Origin of the sequence: Nocardioides agri, assembly GCF_013778305.1 — a bacterium.
GTDB classification, from domain to species: domain Bacteria; phylum Actinomycetota; class Actinomycetes; order Propionibacteriales; family Nocardioidaceae; genus Nocardioides; species Nocardioides agri.
Window position 1 is genome coordinate 2,839,883 of record NZ_JACEIC010000002.1, and the last position, 18,036, is coordinate 2,857,918.

Genomic DNA, 18,036 nt, shown 5'->3' on the forward strand with positions numbered 1-18,036 from the left:
CGGAGTGGGCGCTCATGGACGTGCCGGACGGCGTGCAGGTCACCGGGCCGATCGAGGACCGGTACGACGAGGTCCTCTCCCGCGACGCGCTCGAGCTGGTCGCGCGGCTGCACCGCGAGCTCGACGGCCGGCGGCGCGAGCTGTTGGCCCGCCGGGGTGAGCGGGTCCGCCAGATCGCCGACGGCGGGACGCTCGACTTCCTCGAGGAGACCCGCTCGGTCCGGGAGGACCCCGACTGGCAGGTCGCCGCCCCCGCGCCGGGCCTGGTCGACCGCCGGGTCGAGATCACCGGCCCGACGGACCGGAAGATGACCATCAACGCGCTCAACTCCGGCGCCAAGGTCTGGCTCGCCGACCACGAGGACGCCAACACCCCGCTGTGGGAGAACGTCGTGGGCGGCCAGCTCAACCTGCTCGACTCGATCACCGGCGACATCGACTTCACGAGCCCCGAGGGCAAGGAGTACAAGCTCAGGTCCGACGGCGAGCTGGCCACGATCGTCGTCCGTCCGCGCGGCTGGCACCTGCCGGAGAAGCACGTGCTCGTCGACGGCGAGCCGACGTCCGGCGGCCTGGTCGACTACGCGCTCTACCTGACCGCCTGCGGGCAGCGGCAGCTCGACCGCGGCCTCGGCCCGTACTTCTACCTGCCGAAGATGGAGTCCCACCTCGAGGCGCGGTTGTGGAACGAGGCGTTCCTCATCGGCCAGGACCACCTCGGCCTGCCGCGGGGCACGATCCGGGCGACGGTCCTCATCGAGACCTACCCGGCGGCGTTCGAGATGGAGGAGATCCTCTACGAGCTCCGCGAGCACTCGGCCGGGCTCAACGCCGGCCGCTGGGACTACATGTTCAGCGTCATCAAGTGCTTCCGCACCCGCGGCCGCGACTACCTCCTGCCCGACCGCAACTCGGTGACGATGACGGTGCCCTTCATGCGGGCCTACACCGAGCTGCTGGTGCGCACCTGCCACAAGCGCGGCGCGCACGCGATCGGCGGGATGGCGGCGTTCATCCCGAGCAAGGACGAGGAGCGCAACGCCCTCGCCTTCACCAAGCTCACCGAGGACAAGACCCGCGAGGCCGGCGACGGCTTCGACGGCTCCTGGGTCGCGCACCCCGGCATGGTCGAGGCCTGCCGCGAGGCCTTCGACAAGGTCCTCGGCGACCGGCCCAACCAGCGCGACCGGCTGCGCGAGGACGTCCACGTCACCGCCGACGACCTGCTCGACGTGCGGTCGACGCCCGGCGAGATCACCGAGCATGGGCTGCGCAACAACGTCGCCGTCGGCATCCGCTACCTGGAGTCGTGGTTGCGCGGGTCGGGGGCGGTCGGCATCTTCGGACTGATGGAGGACGCCGCGACCGCCGAGATCTCACGCAGCCAGGTGTGGCAGTGGCTGGACAACGACGTCGTGCTCGCCGACGGCACCCAGGTCACCACCGAGCTGGTCGAGACGATGATCGGCGAGGAGCTCGACAAGGCCCGCGAGGAGCTCGGCCCGGAGGGCCGCTGGGACGACGCCCGCGCGCTCTACACCGAGCTCGCGCTGGCCGACGAGTACGCCGACTTCCTCACCCTCTCGGCCTACGAGCGGATGCCATGACGCCTGGGGTCGAGGCCGTCGCCCGCCGCGCCCGGGAGGTCGTCCCGGCCGACGGGGTCGTCGACGACCCGGCCCGGCTGCGCACCTACGAGTGCGACGGGCTCGCGCACTACCGCGTGGTGCCGGCGCTGGTCGTGATCCCCGAGGACGCCGACCAGCTCGCGGCCGTCGTCCGTGCGTGCGCCGAGCACCGGGTGCCGTTCGTCGCCCGCGGGTCCGGCACCGGGCTCTCGGGTGGCGCGCTCCCGCACGCCGAGGGCGTGCTCGTGGTGACCTCGAGGATGCGCGCGATCCGCGCCGTGCGCCGCGACGACCAGCGCGCCGTCGTCGAGCCCGGAGTCATCAACCTCGACGTGACGCGCGCGGCCACGCCGTACGGCTACTACTACGCGCCCGACCCCTCGAGCCAGCAGATCTGCTCGATCGGCGGCAACGTCGCGGAGAACTCCGGCGGCGCCCACTGCCTCAAGTACGGCTTCACGACCAACCACGTGCTGGCCGCCGACTTCGTCACCGCGGACGGCGACCGGGTGCGGCTCGGCGGCGGCGCTCCCGACAGTCCGGGCTACGACCTGCTCGGTGCGGTCGTCGGGTCGGAGGGCACGCTCGGCATCGTCACGGAGGTGACCGTGCGGCTGGTCCGGCTGCCCGAGGAGGTGCGCACCCTCCTCGTCGGGTTCGGCTCCACCGACCAGGCAGGCGCGGCCGTCTCCGCGATCATCGCCGCCGGCGTCGTGCCGGCCGCGATCGAGATGATGGACGAGCTCGCGATCGAGGCCGCGGAGGAGGCCGTGCACTGCGGCTACCCCGAGGGCGCGGGTGCCGTGCTGGTGATCGAGCTCGACGGGCCGGCGGTCGAGGTCGAGGCGGAGTACGCCGCGGTCGAGCGGCTGTGCCGCGACAACGGCGCCTTCGAGCAGCGCGTGGCGACCGACCCCGCGGAGCGGGCGCTGATCTGGAAGGGCCGCAAGTCCGCCTTCGCGGCCGTCGGCCGGATCAGCCCCGACTACATCGTCCAGGACGGCGTGATCCCGCGGACCGCGCTGCCCCAGGTGCTCGCCGCGATCGCCGAGCTCTCCGCCACCTCGGGCGTCCGGGTCGCCAACGTCTTCCACGCCGGCGACGGCAACCTGCACCCGCTCGTGCTCTTCGACGAGGCACGTCCCGGAGAGGCCGAGGCGGCCGAGGAGGTCAGCGGCGCGATCCTCGACCTGTGCATCAGCCACGGCGGCTCGATCACCGGCGAGCACGGCGTCGGGATGGACAAGGCGAAGTTCATGCCGCGGATGTACGACGAGGCCGACCTCGACACCATGCAGCTGGTGCGCTGCGCCTTCGACCCGCAGTCGATCGCCAACCCCGGCAAGGTGTTCCCGACCCCACGGCTGTGCGGCGAGGTGCCCGGCAGGCACAAGGGTGCGCACCCGGCGCAGGAGGCCGGGTTGGCGGAGGTGTTCTGATGACGACCGTCGCCGTGGCCCGGCCCTCGACCACCGCGGAGGTGGCAGAGGTCCTCCGGGACGCGGCGGCGCGCGGGCACACCGTCGTCCCCACCGGCCGCGGCACCAAGCTGTCGTGGGGGATGCCGGTCGAGCCCGACGTGCTCGTCGACCTCAGCGGCATGGACCGGGTGGTCGACCACCAGGCCGGCGACCTCATCGTCGTCGCCGAGGCAGGCGCCCGGCTCGCGGACGTGCAGGCCCTCGTCGGTGGTGCGCGGCAGCGGCTCGCGCTCGACGAGACGGTGCCCGGCGCCAGCATCGGCGGCACGATCGCGACCAACGCGTCCGGCCCGCAGCGCCTGCTGGCCGGCACCGCGCGGGACCTGCTCATCGGCGTCACGGTCGTGCGCGCCGACGGCGTCGTGGCCAAGGCCGGTGGCCGGGTCGTCAAGAACGTCGCGGGCTACGACGTCGGCAAGCTCATGGTCGGTTCCTTCGGCACGCTCGCGGTCGTCACCGAGGCCGTGTTCCGCCTGCACCCCGAGCCGGAGGCGCGGCGCTGGGTGAGCGTCGAGCCGGACGACCTCCCCGACGCCGTCCGCGCCGTCGTGCACTCGCAGGCCGCTCCGTGGGCGGTCGAGGTCGACGGGGGCACGCTGTCGGTCCTGCTCGGTGGGCGGACCGACGGGGTCGACGCCCGCGCCCGCACGATCGCCGACCTGGTCGGCGGCGACGTCTCCAGCACCGCTCCACCCTGGTGGGGCACCTGCCCGTGGGCCGAGGGCGAGACCGGCCTCAAGATCACTTTCCTGCTGTCCGGCCTGCGCGACGTGCTCGCCGCCGCGGCCGACGTGGGCGCCCGGGTGCGGGGGTCCGCCGGGTCCGGGGTCGTGCACGCCGCGGTCGCCGACGGCGTACCCGATGCGCTGGCGCGGCTGCGGGAGGCCGCCGCCCGCCACGACGGCACGGTCGTCGTGGTCGACGCACCGCCCGAGGTGAAGGCTGCTGTCGACGTCTGGGGGCCGGTGCCGGCGCTCGACCTGATGCGGCGGGTGAAGCGCGAGTTCGACCCCGACCACCGGCTCTCGCCCGGCCGCTTCGTGGGAGGCATCTGATGGGCCCGGACCCGGAGCTGGTCGACGACTGCGTGCACTGCGGCTTCTGCCTGCCGACCTGCCCGACCTACGTGCTCTGGGGCGAGGAGATGGACTCGCCGCGCGGCCGCATCCACCTGATGCAGCAGCACGTCGAGGGCGCACCGCTGACCGACGCGATGGTCGGCCACTGGGACGCCTGCCTCGGCTGCATGGCCTGCGTGACCGCGTGTCCCTCGGGCGTGCGCTACGACCGGCTCATCCAGCAGACCCGCGCCGAGGTCGAGGCCGAGCACGAGCGACCCCGGTCCGAGAGGGCGCTGCGCCGGCTGATCTTCTCGGTGTTCCCCTACCCGCGCCGGCTCCGGGTGCTCGCCGGACCGCTGCGGCTCGCCCAGCGCACCGGCCTCGACCGAGCCGTCCGCCGGACCGGGCTGCTCGACCGGGTCGCGCCGTCGCTCGCGGCGATGGAGCGACTGGCACCCCGGCTGACGAAGCCCGAGCCGCTGCCCGCGCGCGCACCCGCGGCCGGCGTACGCCGCGCGACCGTCGGGCTGCTGACCGGCTGCGTGCAGGGCGCGTTCTTCCCCGGGGTCAACGCCGCCACGGTGCGGGTGCTCCAGGCCGAGGGCTGCGACGTCGTGATCCCGCCGGAGCAGGGGTGCTGCGGTGCGCTGTCTGCGCACAGTGGGCGCGAGGCGGAGGCGCAGGGGTTCGCTCGGGCGGTGGTCGACGCCTTCGCGTCGGCCGAGGTCGACTACGTCGTCGTCAACGCCGCCGGCTGCGGCTCGGTCATGAAGGAGTACGCCGAACTGCTCGGCCCCGAGGCGCAGGCCTTCCAGGACAAGGTGCGCGACATCGCCGAGCTGCTCGACGAGCTCGGCCCGGTCGCGACCCGGCACCCGCTGGAGATGTCCGTGGCCTACCACGACGCCTGCCACCTCGGGCACGCCCAGGGCGTGCGCGTCCAGCCGCGCAGGCTGCTGACCGCGATCCCCGGCCTGGAGCTGCGCGAGATCGCCGAGAGCGAGCTCTGCTGCGGCTCGGCCGGCATCTACAACCTGCTCAACCCCGAGCCTGCCCGCGAGCTCGGGGACCGCAAGGCGGCGAACATCGTCGCCACCGGCGCGGACGTGCTCGTCACCGCCAACCCCGGCTGCCTCATGCAGGTGGCCGCCGCGATCGAGGGAGCTGACCACCCGATGCGGCTCGCCCACACGGTCGAGGTGCTGGACGCCTCGATCAGGGGGTACCGCCTGGACTGAGCCCATCCACTCACCTGGGGAAGTGGTCGCCATGTTCCAGCAAGACCTCGACCCGGTCGGCGGTTCGCTGGCCCTCAGTGCACTCTGCGGTGCGCTGCCACTGATCACCCTGTTCGTGCTCCTCGGCGGCCTCAAGGTGCGCGCCTGGCTCGCCGGCCTCGCCTCGCTCGCGGTCGCCCTCGCGGTCGCCGTCGTGCTGTTCTCGATGCCGGTCGACCAGGCCCTGCTGGCCGGCGTCGAGGGTGCGGCGTTCGGCTTCTTCCCGATCCTCTGGATCGTCGTCAACGCCATCTGGGTCTACAACCTGACGGTCGAGACCGGCTACTTCGACGTGCTGCGGCGGTCCTTCGAGAAGGTCAGCGCCGACCAGCGGATCCAGGCGATCATCATCGCGTTCTGCTTCGGCGCGCTGCTCGAGGCGTTGGCCGGCTTCGGCACCCCGGTCGCGATCACGGTCGTGATGCTGATGGCGCTGGGCTTCGAGCCGCTCAAGGCGGCGGCCGTCTCGCTGATCGCCAACACCGCACCGGTCGCGTTCGGCGCGCTGGCCACACCGATCACCACGCTGGCGACCGTGACCTCGGGCGCCAACGACGACCCCGGGCTCACCGTCGACACCCTCGGCGCGATGGTCGGCCGGCAGACGCCGATCCTCGCGATCGTCGTGCCGCTGATCCTCGTGGGCGTCGTCGACGGGCGCCGCGGCGTACGCCAGTGCTGGCTCCCGGCGATGGTCTGCGGCGTGGCGTTCGGCCTCTCCCAGTTCGCCGCCGCCAACTACGTCTCCGTGCCGCTCGCCGACATCGTCGCCTCGCTGGTCGCCGCCGCTGCCGTCGTCGTGCTGCTGCAGCTCTGGTCGCCGGGGGAGGAGCTGCGCTCGGAGCCGCCCGCCGCTGCCGGGGAGCCGGGTGGCCGCGGCGGGCTCGCGGTCTCGGCGCCGTCCCAGGTCGACACCCGCACCGACGTGCTCAAGGCCTACGCGCCGTACGCCGTGATCATCGCGATCTTCTCGATCACCAACATCACCGCGGTGAAGGAGTGGCTGGCCGAGAGGCCGTGGACCTACGCCTTCGACTGGCCCGGCCTCGACGTGCTCAACCCGGCGGGCGAGCCGGTGTCGACGACGACGTTCAACCTCAACTGGCTGCCCGCCGCGGGCACGCTGATGATCCTGGCCGGGGTCGTGACCTGCCTGATCCTGCGCATCGGCCCGATGACCGCACTGCGCACCTACGGGCGCACCTACGTCGAGCTGCGCTCCGCGATCCTCACCGTGATGGCGGTGCTCGCGCTGGCCTACGTGATGAACCTGTCCGGGCAGACCTCCGCGCTGGCCGCGTGGCTCGCCGGGGCGGGCAGCGCCTTCGCGCTGCTGTCGCCGATCCTGGGGTGGCTGGGCGTGGCGGTCACCGGGTCCGACACCTCCTCCAATGCCCTCTTCGGCGGCCTCCAGGTGCAGACCGCGGCGAAGGCCGGCCTCGACCCGGTGCTGATGGCGGCGGCGAACTCGTCGGGCGGCGTGCTCGGCAAGATGGTCAGCCCGCAGAACCTCGCGATCGCCGCTGCCGCCGTGGGCATGGCCGGCCGTGAGGGCGACATCTTCCGCAAGGTGCTCGGGTGGAGCCTCGTGCTGCTGGTGCTGATGTGCGCGATCGTCGGGCTGCAGTCGACGCCGGTGCTGGGCTGGATGGTGCCCTAGAACCCGACGGCCGCGGCCGGCGGGACGTCGGTGCGCAGCGCCCGCCAGAGCTCGCGGGCCGTGCCGGCGCGCGCCTCGGTCACCTGCCCCGCCCGCACCAGGCCGACGAGGTTGCCGCCTCCGGTGTACGCCGCGCCGAGCGCCGCGACCGGGAGCCGCAGGTCGGCCTCGGCGTCGGTCCGCTCGGCCGTGGCGCTGCCGTCGGCGTCGGCCACGATCCGCCAGCGCCCGTCGTTCCAGGGGGCGGCCGTGTCGTCGACCTGCACGACGACGTCGCACGGCGCGCTCCAGGTGCGGGCGGCGAGCGCCTCGGGGAGGTCGACGATCCGGATCCACAGGCTGTCGTAGGTCTCGATCGACGACGTGCCGCGGGGACCTCCGGCCCAGGCGAGCACGGGGTCCTCGCTGCTGATGCTGCGCAGCTTGACGCTCCCCATCAGGTCGAAGTCGACGAGCCGGCGCAGCAGCGCGAGCCGGGTCGCGGGCGCGCCCACGACCTTCCAGGCCTCGAGCTTGCCGGACGGCCGCGCCCGCTCCCACTTGTGCTCGCGGCGGAAGACCGCGAACCCCACGTCCTCGCCGTCGCGCCGGGCGAAGAGCACCCGCCACGGCTCCTTGTCGCGCAGCTCCTCGGGATGGGTCACGCAGATCCGCTCGTAGTAGCCGAGCGAGCCCACCACCTCGCCGGACTCGGCGTGCGCGCGGTGACACGCCCGCATCCGCTCCGGAAGGCCGGGGTCGGTGATCGTGACCATCTGCGTGGTGACGGTGCCGGCGTCGGCGTCGAGGCCGGGTGCCGTGAGGGTGGCGCCGCGGGAGAGCATGACCTCGAGCTCCAGCGAGGAGAGGCCGTACCCGTACCGGCCGTAGATCGCCGGCTCGCTCGCGTGCAGCGCCGACACGTGCGTGCCCGAGGTGTCGCGCACCTGCTCGAGGTGGTGGCGCATCATCGCCGTGAGCACGCCCTGCCGGCGGTGGTCGGGGTGCACGCCGACCCAGGTCAGCCCGGCGCACGGCACGAGTCGCGGCTCGCCGTCCGGACCGGGGAGGGCGAGCTCGAGCGGGAAGACGCCGTAGACGCCGGGGTACGTCGCCGTCGCGGCACCGTCGATCTCGGCGGCGAAGCGCTGGTCGGCGGGCAGCCCCGTCAGCACCACGTCCGTCGCCGCGGGCAGCGGCTCCTGGAACCACACGGTGTCATCGGTGTTCCGGTAGCGGTCGGCGTCGGTGGCGATGCCCACGCGGATGTCGGTCATGGCGCCAGCCAACCGGGGTCGGCGCCGAGGCTCAAGGGGATTACGCCTCGGCGGGTGCTGTCCTCACTCCGGATGTGGTGTCGTCGTCCTCCCGGGGGCGCCATTGTTCGTCCTCCGCCAGGTCCGTCAAGGGTTCGCTTCGCCGGCTTCGCCGCCCTTGACTGACCTGTCTCCGGACGAGTTCGGCGCCTATCGGGAGGACGCCGACCTGCGGTCGGGCGCGCGGATGTTCCAGCGGTTAGGACGGAGTTTCTGGTGCACCTGGTGGATCAAGATCTCCGGTCTACGTCCGCCGGTGGAAGGCGACCTTGCCGGAGGGCTGCATCCGGGCCTCGTAGGTGGTGTCGTGGATGCGGGCGTGGTGCCACGGGCACAGGGCGATGCCCTGATCGACGGTCGTCTTCCCTCCGTCGACCCACCGGGTCCCATGGTGGGTGTGGAGACCGAGCTTGCGGTCGCAGCCCTCGGCGCGGCAGCCCTGGTCACGGACCGTGATCGCGATGCGCTGGTACTTGGGGTGGAACCGCCGCTCCCGGCCGACGTCGATGGGCACCGAGTCACCGCCGAGCACGACGGGGACGACGCCGGCCTCGCACAGCAGCCGCCGCGCGGCGCCGGGGGAGATGCGGTCGCCGGTATCGAGGAGACCGGCCCGCTCGACCCGTCCCAACAGCGAGTCCTCGGTGATGGTGACGACCAGGGTGGCGGTGAGGCCGCCCAGCTTCGGCAGCTGCGCGACCGGGAAGCGCTCGATCAGAGCGCAGAACGCCTGCCCCATCGCCTCCGGGCCGGGCACCCACTCGACACCCGCGCCGTGGGTGGCGCGTTGGTGCTTGGGGGCGGTGATCGCGGCCAGCATCTTGCGCAGCGCGGCACCGTGGAACGTGGGGATGGTGAACCGGCCGTGGGTCTGGCCGTGGCCGTCGTCGTGCATCGTGAGGCGGCAGGCATTCATCGCCGACGCTTCCTCACGCGCCAGCACAGCGGCCTCATCCGCGTCGGCGGCGTCGGGGTCGATGACCTCGTAGAGCCGCTTGCCCAGGATCCGCAGGGCCTTGGCGTCGTGGTGGGCCGCTTCGGCCAGCAGGTGCTGCTCGGCGCGGGGCTGCACGTCGGCGGGGAGCCGGTCGACGGCCTGCACGATGACGCGGGCCTGGTCGACACAGACCCGCCCGGCGGCGAGCGCGGTCCGGGTCAGGGGGTGCTGCTCGAGGTCGTGCCCGAGCCGCACCGTCCGGTAGGTCTCGGCACGGGTCTGCTGGGTCTGGTGCGCCAGCCAGTTCGCGGCACTGGAGGCGGCCACCTCCTGGCCGACGTGGAGGTCGTCGGCATGGGCCGCGACGCGGGCCTTCAGCTCCGCCAACTTGGCCTCGGCACGATCCAGCGCGACAAGCGTGGCGGCGGTCTCGGACTCGTCCATCGACCACACCGACGCCCCGGCCACAGCGTCGAGCTCCTGGTGGACACGGGCGGTCGCCACCGACACTCGGTGTCTGGGAGCGGCGATCGCTGTCATAGAGAAATCCAAGCACCGACCACCGACAGTCAGGTCCCCAGAACCCAGTCTTTGCCCGGTATGTGGACAATCCACAGGAACAATTTTGCGAGGGCGAGGGAGGCGGCCGGAAACCCGGAAAGAGACCGCTACCCCGCGCCCGCTTTGCTGCCTTGCGGCGCCGACCCCAAGCGACCCGCAAGCCGCTGTCGGGGGTCGGTGGTTTCGGGACAGGCGCGCTAGCGCGCCTTCCTCAACCACCGGTGCGGCCGGAAACCCGGAAAGCGACCGCAACCCAGAGCCCGCCGCGCCCGCCGCAGGCCGCTGTCAGCCCGCGGACGGCTCCACGCGGCCGACGACCTCACCGAGCGCCAGCCGGCCGCCGGAGGCCGAGGGGGCGGTGTAGCGCAGGGTGACGGTGTCGCCGTCGGCGAGGAAGGCGGACTCGTCGCCCCAGCCGATCTCCAGCAGCGAACCGCGGGAGTCGGGGTCGGGGCCGCTGATGGTGCCGGAGCCGTAGAGGTCGCCGGTGCGGAGGGAGGCGCCGTTGACGGTCATGTGGGCCAGCATCTGGGCTGGCGACCAGTACATCGTGCGGTACGGCGGTCGGCTGATGATCGACCCGTTCACCACGACCTCGACGGAGATGTCGAGGCCCTGGGTGTCGCCAGGACCCAGGTAGGGCAGGGGCTCCGGGTCCTGGTCGGGCAGCGGGACCCAGGCGGCCGACAGCGCCTCGAGCGGCGTCACCCAGTGCGAGATCGAGGTGGCGAAGGACTTGCCGAGGAAGGGGCCGAGGGGCACGTACTCCCAGGCCTGGATGTCGCGTGCGGACCAGTCGTTGAGCCCGACGACACCGAAGACGTGGTCGGCGAAGGCGGCGTACGAGACCGGGGATCCGAGCGTCGAGCCGACGCCGACGACGAAGCCCAGCTCCGCCTCGATGTCGAGGCGCGCGGACGGGCCGACGGTGGGACCCGACGTGCCACGTCGTTGGCCGGACGGCCGCACGATCGGCGTGCCCGACGCGACGACGGTGCCCGCGCGGCCGTGGTAGCCGACCGGGAGGTGCTTCCAGTTCGGGAGCAGGGGCTCCTGGTCCGGGCGGAAGATCCGCCCGACGTTGGAGGCGTGGTCGACCGAGGCGTAGAAGTCCACGTAGTCGGCGACCTCGACGGGCAGGTGCAGCGTGACGTCGGCCAGCGGGACCAGCGACGGCTCGACCAGGTCGCGTTCGGTCTCGTCACTGAGCAGCCCCGTCACCCAGCGGCGCACGGACTCGCGCACGAGCCTGCCCTCGGCCATCAGCGGGTTGAGGCTCCGCTCCTGGAAGACGTGGTGCACGTCGAGCATCTCGGCCGCGGCGACCGGTGCGAGGTCGACCACGAAGTCGCCGACACGGACGCCGACCCGCGGCTCCTCGCCCGGCCGCGAGAAGACCCCGTAGGGCAGGTTGTCGATGTCGTAGAGCGAGCCGGCGGCGCCGGGTACCCAGCAGGTCATGCGTTCTCCAGCAGTCCGAGGGCGAGCAGGTCGTCGAGGGGCTCCGAGACCGAGCAGGAGCCGAACGACGTGAACCAGCGTCGCGCGCCGGCCAGGTCGAGCTCGGCGGCGGTCTCGACGACGGCCGCCGGCGAGCGCTCCTCCAGGACGCCGACCACCTCGTCGAGCGGGGTGCCGTCGAAGGCGAGCCGGGTCGCGGCCAGCACGTTGAGGAACCCGTGGTGCTCGAACCCGTCGGTCCCGGTGTGCCGGATCGCGTTGTGCAGTCCGGCGGTGCACTTGAAGGGCGTCTCGCGGTCGAGCGCGGCGTCGATCCACCTGGCCAGCGCGTGCGCGGCCGGGAAGGCGCCTGCCTCCAGGCCGCCGGTGCGGAACTTCAGGCGGAACTCCCGGGCGGCCACCTCGTCGGCAGCCGCGAGCCAGGCGCCGGTCGAGCCGACGTGCGGCAGCTCGACGTACACCGGCACCTCCTCGTCCAGCAGGCCGTCGCTGCGGGCGGCGTCGACGGCGGCGCCCACCCGCCGCGCGGCGCCGACCGGGTCCTCGGGGTCGCGCAGCGCGATCTCCACGCCGGCCACGGCGACGTGCAGCTTGCGCGCCAGCCCGGCGGTCCCGGCGACCTGTCCGGCACCGCCGGTGACGACGACCGACAGCACGAGCGGGGTCGCCTTGAGCGCCGGCAGGTCGGTGTCGCGCACCACGAAGCTGCCGACCAGGTCGGCGTAGGGCGTGTCCCGGTGGGCCCGGTGCGCGGCCGCCGCCTCGCCCAGCGGCAGGTCGCCGGGCGGGAAGATCGCGGCATCGTCGACGAGTCCCCGCCAGGCGGCGGGCAGCGGTTCCGTTGACACGCTCGCTACTCTAACCAGAGGCCAGATAACGGACGAGTGCGTTCGATTATCGGACGACGTGGAGGGACGATGGCGCACTACCGACGGCTCGGCGAGGTGCCGCCCAAGCGGCACACCCAGCACCGCGACCCCGACGGGCGGCTCTACTTCGAGGAGCTGATGGGGGAGGAGGGCTTCTCCTCCGACTCCTCGCTGCTCTACCACCGCGGCGTCCCGTCGGCGATCGTCGGCAGCGAGGTCTGGGAGCTCCCCGACCAGAGCCGGACGCCCAACCACCCGCTCAAGCCGCGCCACCTCAAGCTCCACGACCTCCCGACCGGGACCGACGCCGTGACCGACCGCCGCCTGGTCCTCGGCAACAACGACGTGCGGATCTCGTACGTCGTGACGGGCACCGAGGCGTCGCCGTACTACCGCAACGCGATCGGCGACGAGTGTGTCTACGTCGAGTCCGGCACCGGCGTGGTCGAGACCGTCTTCGGGGTGATCGGCTACCGCGCCGGCGACTACGTGATCGTGCCGCGCGCGACGACGCACCGCTGGGTGCCGGCCGAGCCCAGCCAGCTCTACGCGATCGAGGCCAACAGCCACATCGCCCCGCCCAAGCGCTACCTCTCCCGCTACGGCCAGCTGCTCGAGCACGCGCCCTACTGCGAGCGCGACCTGTACGGCCCCGAGCAGACCTTCACGCAGGAGGGCGAGGACGTCGAGGTGCTGGTCAAGCACCGCACGAGCGCCGGCATCGTCGGCACCCGGCTCACCTACGCGACCCATCCCTTCGACGTGGTCGGCTGGGACGGCTGCCTCTATCCCTACACGTTCAACATCGAGGACTACATGCCGATCACCGGCAAGGTGCACCAGCCGCCGCCGGTGCACCAGGTCTTCGAGGGCCACAACTTCGTGGTCTGCAACTTCCTGCCGCGCAAGGTCGACTACCACCCGCTGTCGATCCCGGTGCCCTACTACCACTCCAACGTCGACTCGGACGAGGTCATGTTCTACGTCGGCGGCGACTACGAGGCGCGCAAGGGCTCGGGCATCGGGCTCGGCTCGATCTCGCTGCACCCGGGCGGCTACGCGCACGGCCCGCAGCCGTCGGCCGTCGAGGCGTCGCTGGGCGTCGAGTACTTCGAGGAGTCGGCGGTCATGGTCGACACCTTCGCCCCGCTCGACCTGGGCGAGGGCGGCCTCGCGGTCGAGGACCCGGCCTACGCGTGGACGTGGGCCGGCCGCGGCCCCGACGACCCCGCGGTGTTCTCCAACTCCTGACCATGTGGTCCTGCGAGTTCGACGCGGTGCTCTGGGAGTGGGACGCCGCGCCCGCGGGCTCGTCGTGGGTGTTCCTGACCGTGCCCGAGGACGAGACCGAGGAGATCCGGCTGCGCGCCGGCCCGCCACGCGGCTTCGGCTCGGTCCGCGTCGAGGTGAGCATCGGCGGCTCGACCTGGCGCACGTCGGTCTTCCCCGACAAGACCCGCGGCTTCGTGCTGCCCCTCAAGAAGGCCGTACGCCGCGCCGAGTCCCTCGACCTCGGGGACTCGGCGCGGGTCAGGCTGACGGTGCTGGACGGCTGAGGCGGTCGGTCAGGCCGCGACCGGCTGCGCCGTGAGCACCTTGTAGGTGTACGCCGTCCCGATGATCACCAGTGGGATCGTGACCAGCAGGCCCACGCCGCAGGCGATCGCGCCGGCGATCGCCACCAGGCCGCCGACGACGTACCAGACGACCGTGTTGCCGAGGTGCTTCGTCGTCAGGTCGAAGCTGGCCCTGATCGCGTCGATCGGGGGCAGGTTCTGGTCGATGACGAAGAGGAGCGTGTACGACGTCAGGAAGGCGATCACGACCCCCGGCAGGATGAACAGCACGTAGCCGATGCCGGTCGCGAGGCCGACGACCAGGCTCGCCACGATGATCCCCCCGATCTGGTCGGTCTTGAAGATCTCGGCGGTCTGGAACGGCCGGCCGTCGGTGATGCCGAGGGCGCCCCGCAGGATGCCCGCTCCCACGACGAGCATGACGAAGTACTGGAACGCCGCCGCGATGCCACCGACGATCATCCGCCACAGGGTTCCGGAGCCCTCGTCGCAGTCGAATCCCTCGCTCGTCACGGTGCACGTCGGGTCCGTCGTCATCAGCGCCTGGAAGGCCCAGGCGATGAACCCGGTGACGAGCGCGACGACGAACAGCACGACGACGGCGAGCAGGATCTGGCTGGCGTTCTCCTGGAACTTCTTCCAGCCGTAGGACAGCGCCTCGCCGAGGCTCCAGGCCTGACCGCCGGCCGGCGGGTACATGGAGGGCTCGGGCGGTGGCGGCGGGGGCAGGTTCTCGGACATGCGTCGCTCCTCGGGTGGGAGTCACTCGGGCTGCGTGCAACCTAGCGGCGCTGCCACTGGGGAGGACAGGGTGCGGACGGGCTATTGCGACCGGCGAGTCCGCCGGGCGGTGCTGGGGTACTCCTGCGGTGTGGAAGCACGGGGCAGGATGGACACGTGAGCCGGAGAGCACCCCAGCACGACGTCGACGAGCACCGCCTCGAGGTCGAGGAGCCGCCGGAGGCCGTCGCCGGCCCGAAGGCGGTGGCGGTCGCGCTGAAGATGGCGGTCGAGCAGATGGGACTGCGGCGTACGTCGCAGACGCTGCGGCGCCTCAACCAGGTCGACGGCTTCGACTGCCAGGGCTGCGCCTGGCCCGACCCCGCCCCCGGCCACCGGCACGCCGCCGAGTTCTGCGAGAACGGCGCCAAGGCGGTCACCGAGGAGGCGACCCTGCGCCGCGTCGACCGCGACTTCTTCGCCGCCCATCCGCTGGACGACCTGAGGGACCGCACCGACTACTGGCTGGGCCAGCAGGGACGGATCACCGAGCCGGTGCGGCTGCGGCCGGACGGCACGCACTACGAGCCGGTGTCCTGGGACGAGGCGTTCGCGACGATCGCCGGTCACCTGCGGGGTCTCGACTCCCCGGACCAGGCCGTCTTCTACACCTCCGGCAAGACCTCTAACGAGGCGGCGTTCGCCTACCAGCTCTTCGTGCGCGCGTTCGGCACCAACAACCTGCCCGACTGCTCGAACATGTGCCACGAGTCGACCTCCGTCGCGCTCGCCGAGGTCATCGGCATCGGCAAGGGGTCGGTGTCGCTGCAGGACATCCATGACGCCGAGCTGATCGTGATCGCCGGCCAGAACCCCGGCACCAACCACCCGCGGATGCTGACCGCCCTCGAGATCGCGAAGCGCAACGGCGCCAGGATCCTGGCGATCAACCCGCTCCGCGAGGCCGGGCTGGTCCGGTTCAAGAACCCCCAGAAGGCGCGCGGCATCGCCGGCCGCGGCACCGAGCTCGCCGACCTGCACCTGCCGGTCCGGATCAACGGCGACCTCGCGCTGTTCCAGGCGATCGGCTCGCTCCTCCTGGAGTGGGGCTGCGTCGACCGCGACTTCGTCGAGCGGCACACGGTCGGGTTCGAGGACTGGGCGGCGCACCTCCGGACGCTCGACTGGGACGTCGTACGCCGGGCCACCGGGCTCGACCGAGCGCAGATCGAGGAGGCGGCGCGGATGTTCCGCGACTCCTCGGCGACCGTCACCTGCTGGGCGATGGGCATCACCCAGCACCGCAACGCCGTCGCGACGGTGAAGGAGATCGCCAACGTCGCGTTCCTCCAGGGCAACATCGGCAAGCCCGGCGCCGGTCTCTGCCCGGTGCGCGGCCACTCCAACGTCCAGGGCGACCGCACGATGGGCATCTGGGAGCGACCGCCCGGGCACTTCCTGGACGGGCTGCGCGACGAGTTCGGGTTCGAGCCGCCGCGCGAACCCGGGCTCGACACGGTCGCGGCGATCGAGGCGCTGCGCGACGGCGAGGCCAAGGTGTTCTTCGGCATGGGCGGCAACTTCGTGTCGGCCGCACCCGACACCGAGGTCACCGAGGAAGCGATGCGCACCGCCGACCTGACCGTGCACGTCTCCACCAAGCTCAACCGCTCGCACGTCGTGCACGGGCGGGAGGCCCTGATCCTCCCGACGATGGGGCGCAGCGAGCGCGACCTCACCGGCGGCCGGTTGCAGCGGGTGACCGTCGAGGACTCGATGTCGGCGGTGCACGCCTCGCACGGGCCGCTGTCGCCGGCCTCGCCGCACCTGCGGTCCGAGGTCGACATCGTCTGCTCGCTGGCCGAGGCGACGCTGGGGGACCGGCACGACCTGCCGTGGGCCGCGTTCCGCAGCGACTACACCGAGATCCGACGCCGGATCGCGCGCGTCGTGCCCGGCTGCGCGGCCTACGACGAGAAGGTCGACCGCCCGGGCGGGTTCGTGCTGCCGCACCCGCCGCGCGACAGCCGCACCTTCCCGACCGAGCGGGACCGCGCGATCTTCACGGTGAGCCCGACCGAGGTGCTGCAGGTCCCCGAGGGCCGGCTGCTGCTGCAGACGATCCGCTCGCACGACCAGTTCAACACCACGATCTACGGCCTCGACGACCGCTACCGCGGCATCCGCAACGGCCGCCGCGTGGTGTTCGTGCACCCCGACGACATCGAGGCGTTCGGGCTGCGCGACGGGCAGCGCGTCGACCTGGTCAGCGAGTGGGAGGACGGGTCCGAGCGCCGGGCGCCGTCGTTCCGGATCGTCGCCTACGACCAGCCGCGCGGGTGCGCGGCCGCCTACTACCCCGAGACGAACCCGCTGGTGCCCCTCGGATCCACCGCGATCGGCAGCAACTGCCCGACCTCGAAGTCGGTGATCGTGCGGCTCGCGCCTGACACGGGCGGCACCGACGCGCAGGTCAGCGACGCCGGCAGCGTCATCGCGGGCGACGCCAAGCGCACCGTCGAGCCGGACCAGCTCTCATGAGCAACCCGGAGGAGAGGCCGGAGGAGGTCGTCTGCGAGAGCGCCGTCGCCGCCGGCATCGAGATCATGACGCCGCGCGACGTCCCGCTCGGCGGCCCGCGGGCCATGCGGGTACGCCGTACGCTCCCGCAGCGCCAGCGCTCGCTGATCGGGGCCTGGTGCTTCGTCGACCACTACGGTCCCGACGACGTCGCCGACACCGGCGGCATGGTGGTGCCGCCGCACCCGCACACGGGGCTGCAGACGGTGAGCTGGCTCTTCGCGGGCGAGGTCGAGCACCGCGACAGCGCCGGCCACCACGCGATGGTGCGCCCGGGCGAGGTGAACCTGATGACCGCCGGGCGCGGCATCAGCCACTCCGAGGTCTCCCCGGAGTCCACCACCACGCTGCACGGGGCCCAGCTGTGGGTGGCGCTGCCCGACTCCGCGCGGCACACCGATCCCGGCTTCGCCCACCACGCGCCCGCACCGGTCCACGGCGACGGCTACGAGGCCCGGGTCTTCCTCGGCTCGCTGCTCGGCGACACGTCCCCGGTCGAGACCTTCACGCCGCTGCTCGGCGCCGAGCTCCGCCTCGACGGGGCGGCGACGGTCGTGCTCGACGTGGACCCGGCGTACGAGCTCGGGGTGCTGGTCGACACCGGGGTCGTCGAGGTCGAGGGCGTCGAGGCCAAGGCGGGCGACCTCGCGTACGTGCCGCCCGGCCGCGACCTGCTCACGCTGGCGGCGCACGACCACCCGGCGCGGCTGCTGCTGCTCGGCGGCCCGCCGTTCGGCGAGCCGATCGTCATGTGGTGGAACATCGTGGCGCGCACCCACGAGGAGGTCGTGGCCTGGCGGGCGGAGTGGCAGGCGCAGATCACCCACGACGGCCTGGTCGACGGGTGGTTCGGCGTACCGGTCGGCGACGAGCGGCCGCCGATCCCGGCGCCGCCGCTCCCCAACGCGCGGCTCAGGGAGCGGCGGTAG

The 18,036-nt window shown here is 72.5% G+C and carries 14 protein-coding genes; 9 read left to right on the forward strand and 5 right to left on the reverse strand.

Annotated elements, in window-relative coordinates; translation table 11 throughout:
• Positions 1–14 precede the first annotated feature (14 nt).
• The 5 genes from aceB to HZF07_RS18325 are packed head-to-tail and all read left to right on the forward strand — an operon-like array spanning position 15 to position 7,107.
• The gene (gene aceB, locus HZF07_RS18305; RefSeq protein ID WP_157343624.1) at positions 15–1,607 is read left to right on the forward strand and encodes a malate synthase A; all 1,593 of its coding nucleotides are present in this window, start codon (positions 15–17) and stop codon (positions 1,605–1,607) included.
• Entirely contained in the window at positions 1,604–3,067 is a 1,464-nt protein-coding gene (locus tag HZF07_RS18310) for an FAD-linked oxidase C-terminal domain-containing protein (RefSeq protein WP_157343626.1), read from the forward strand. The genes aceB and HZF07_RS18310 overlap by 4 nt, the downstream gene beginning before the upstream one ends.
• Entirely contained in the window at positions 3,067–4,164 is a 1,098-nt protein-coding gene (locus HZF07_RS18315) for an FAD-binding oxidoreductase (RefSeq protein ID WP_157343628.1), read from the forward strand. Before HZF07_RS18310 ends, HZF07_RS18315 begins: the two co-directional genes overlap by 1 nt.
• Positions 4,164–5,408, forward strand: coding sequence for a (Fe-S)-binding protein (locus HZF07_RS18320; RefSeq protein ID WP_157343630.1), 1,245 nt, complete (start codon positions 4,164–4,166; stop codon positions 5,406–5,408). The genes HZF07_RS18315 and HZF07_RS18320 overlap by 1 nt, the downstream gene beginning before the upstream one ends.
• 31 nt (positions 5,409–5,439) lie before the next feature.
• Positions 5,440–7,107: an L-lactate permease gene (locus tag HZF07_RS18325; protein WP_157343632.1), complete on the forward strand. Its 1,668-nt coding sequence runs from the start codon at positions 5,440–5,442 to the stop codon at positions 7,105–7,107.
• On the opposite strand, the gene HZF07_RS18330 is transcribed toward HZF07_RS18325, so the two are convergent.
• The 4 genes from HZF07_RS18330 to HZF07_RS18345 all read right to left on the reverse strand — a co-directional run bounded on the left by HZF07_RS18330 (position 7,104) and on the right by HZF07_RS18345 (position 12,209).
• On the reverse strand, positions 7,104–8,363 hold the full coding sequence (locus HZF07_RS18330; protein ID WP_157343634.1) for a GNAT family N-acetyltransferase: 1,260 nt from the start codon (positions 8,361–8,363) through the stop codon (positions 7,104–7,106). The two genes, HZF07_RS18325 and HZF07_RS18330, sit on opposite strands and share 4 nt — an antisense overlap.
• 283 nt (positions 8,364–8,646) lie before the next feature.
• Positions 8,647–9,843, reverse strand: a complete 1,197-nt coding sequence (locus tag HZF07_RS18335) for an HNH endonuclease signature motif containing protein (RefSeq protein ID WP_309504837.1) — start codon at positions 9,841–9,843, stop codon at positions 8,647–8,649.
• Positions 9,844–10,185: 342 nt separating this feature from the next.
• Entirely contained in the window at positions 10,186–11,361 is a 1,176-nt protein-coding gene (gene fahA, locus HZF07_RS18340) for a fumarylacetoacetase (protein ID WP_157343638.1), read from the reverse strand.
• Entirely contained in the window at positions 11,358–12,209 is an 852-nt protein-coding gene (locus HZF07_RS18345) for a hypothetical protein (protein WP_309504838.1), read from the reverse strand. The genes fahA and HZF07_RS18345 overlap by 4 nt, the downstream gene beginning before the upstream one ends.
• Positions 12,210–12,278: 69 nt before the next feature.
• Here HZF07_RS18345 and HZF07_RS18350 point away from each other — a divergent pair, with 69 nt between their 5' ends.
• Positions 12,279–13,481, forward strand: a complete 1,203-nt coding sequence (locus HZF07_RS18350; protein WP_157343640.1) for a homogentisate 1,2-dioxygenase — start codon at positions 12,279–12,281, stop codon at positions 13,479–13,481.
• Positions 13,482–13,483: 2 nt separating this feature from the next.
• Positions 13,484–13,786: a DUF1905 domain-containing protein gene (locus tag HZF07_RS18355; protein WP_157343642.1), complete on the forward strand. Its 303-nt coding sequence runs from the start codon at positions 13,484–13,486 to the stop codon at positions 13,784–13,786.
• 9 nt (positions 13,787–13,795) lie between these two features.
• On the opposite strand, the gene HZF07_RS18360 is transcribed toward HZF07_RS18355, so the two are convergent.
• Entirely contained in the window at positions 13,796–14,548 is a 753-nt protein-coding gene (locus HZF07_RS18360; RefSeq protein ID WP_157343644.1) for a hypothetical protein, read from the reverse strand.
• A 156-nt stretch (positions 14,549–14,704) separates the two neighbouring features.
• Between HZF07_RS18360 and HZF07_RS18365 the strand changes: the two genes are divergently transcribed.
• Positions 14,705–17,068: an FdhF/YdeP family oxidoreductase gene (locus HZF07_RS18365; protein ID WP_181645360.1), complete on the forward strand. Its 2,364-nt coding sequence runs from the start codon at positions 14,705–14,707 to the stop codon at positions 17,066–17,068.
• Positions 17,065–18,036 (forward strand): pirin family protein, encoded by a 972-nt coding sequence (locus tag HZF07_RS18370; RefSeq protein ID WP_157343646.1) that lies wholly within the window; start codon positions 17,065–17,067, stop codon positions 18,034–18,036. The genes HZF07_RS18365 and HZF07_RS18370 overlap by 4 nt, the downstream gene beginning before the upstream one ends.

Excerpts from the sequence above, each read along its gene's own strand:
- fahA (WP_157343638.1), bottom strand. The coding sequence starts at position 11,361 with ATGACCTGCTGGGTACCCGGCGCCGCCGGCTCGCTCTACGACATCGAC.
- HZF07_RS18315 (WP_157343628.1), top strand. The coding sequence starts at position 3,067 with ATGACGACCGTCGCCGTGGCCCGGCCCTCGACCACCGCGGAGGTGGCA.
- HZF07_RS18320 (WP_157343630.1), top strand. The coding sequence starts at position 4,164 with ATGGGCCCGGACCCGGAGCTGGTCGACGACTGCGTGCACTGCGGCTTC.
- HZF07_RS18325 (WP_157343632.1), top strand. The coding sequence starts at position 5,440 with ATGTTCCAGCAAGACCTCGACCCGGTCGGCGGTTCGCTGGCCCTCAGT.
- HZF07_RS18330 (WP_157343634.1), bottom strand. The coding sequence starts at position 8,363 with ATGACCGACATCCGCGTGGGCATCGCCACCGACGCCGACCGCTACCGG.
- HZF07_RS18355 (WP_157343642.1), top strand. The coding sequence starts at position 13,484 with ATGTGGTCCTGCGAGTTCGACGCGGTGCTCTGGGAGTGGGACGCCGCG.
- HZF07_RS18350 (WP_157343640.1), top strand. The coding sequence starts at position 12,279 with ATGGCGCACTACCGACGGCTCGGCGAGGTGCCGCCCAAGCGGCACACC.
- aceB (WP_157343624.1), top strand. The coding sequence starts at position 15 with ATGGACGTGCCGGACGGCGTGCAGGTCACCGGGCCGATCGAGGACCGG.
- HZF07_RS18360 (WP_157343644.1), bottom strand. The coding sequence starts at position 14,548 with ATGTCCGAGAACCTGCCCCCGCCGCCACCGCCCGAGCCCTCCATGTAC.
- HZF07_RS18370 (WP_157343646.1), top strand. The coding sequence starts at position 17,065 with ATGAGCAACCCGGAGGAGAGGCCGGAGGAGGTCGTCTGCGAGAGCGCC.
- HZF07_RS18310 (WP_157343626.1), top strand. The coding sequence starts at position 1,604 with ATGACGCCTGGGGTCGAGGCCGTCGCCCGCCGCGCCCGGGAGGTCGTC.